Source organism: Nocardia cerradoensis NBRC 101014, assembly GCF_000308535.1.
GTDB lineage: Bacteria > Actinomycetota > Actinomycetes > Mycobacteriales > Mycobacteriaceae > Nocardia > Nocardia cerradoensis.
On record NZ_BAFW01000293.1, the window covers coordinates 1 to 1133 of the forward strand.

Below are 1133 nucleotides of genomic sequence, written 5' to 3' on the forward strand. Positions count from 1 at the left end.
CCAATCTCTGGTCACCGTGCATCTGAGCGCCCGCGCGGTGCGCTATTCACTGCTGGAGAGTCTGCGGCTGTTCGCCCGGGAGCGCCTGGCCGAACGCGATCCGCGCGAGCCGCGGCGCCTGGCGGACCGCCACCGCCGCTACTACCGCGACCGGATCACCAGTTCCGACGACGGCGACGGCCGATTGCCGCAGTGGGCGCGCGCGTCGTGGGACAACCTGCTGCTCGCCATCGACCGCAGCCTGGACTCGCCCGACGACGCGGTGGCAGGGCTGGAGATCGCGCTGGGGATGATCGCGTTGCACGTGCCCTTCTTCCGGGGTTCGTTGCGCGAATCCCGCCGCCGCGCCGAGAAGACCCTGGCCGTCGCCGAATCCGCGCCCGAGCCGCTGCGGATCCGCGCGATGGCCACGATCGCCTGGATCTGCCTGTGCCAGGGGCTGCCCGGCGAGGCGGAGGAGCTGCTCGACCGCTGTGTGGCGGCCGCGGTGCCCGAGCCGGCGGCACGGGAACGGTTGGCCGCCGACCCCACCGCCGAGGTGCCGCTGCCGGCGCCGGTGGTGTTCACTCTGGGCTGCCGGCTGATGCTCGTCGAGCAGGATGTGCGCTCGCTGGTGCTCCTCTCCCGCGCTCACGACATGTTCACCACCGCAGCGGATTACGGGCACTCGGCGATCTGCGCGCTGTTCGAGGCGCTGGCCGCCGCCTTCCTCGGTACGCCCGAGCAGGCCCTCGCCGTGACCGCCCGCCACCTCGAGGCGGCGGATTCGGGTGCGGACTGGGCGAAGTCGTGGGCCGAGATCGCCCGCATCATCGCCCAAACCTTGCACGGCGACGCCCGGTGGGCTGCCGCGGCCGCACCCGCGACCCTGGCCAGGCAGGTCGCGACCCGCGACACGTGGGGCGTGGTGTGGTCGGTCCACGCGCGGGCGTGGGCACTGGCGCGGCTGACCCTCGACGCGCCCCATCCGGCCCTGCCCCGCGCGACGGCCGTGGAGATCGCGCGACTGCTCGGCGCCGCCGCGGCCCTGCGGCGTCGGCTCGGGGTCGAGATCGCACAGCTGCGGCCCTTCGTGGCGGAAACCGACCGCGCGGCCGACGGGATCCGGCGGTTACTGGGTCCGCGCGCCTTCG

The 1133-nt window shown here is 74.1% G+C and carries 1 pseudogene; it reads left to right on the forward strand.

Annotated features, from left to right (window positions below):
* Positions 1–1133 (forward strand): annotated as a pseudogene (locus ON23_RS28005) (hypothetical protein); the annotation flags it as partial.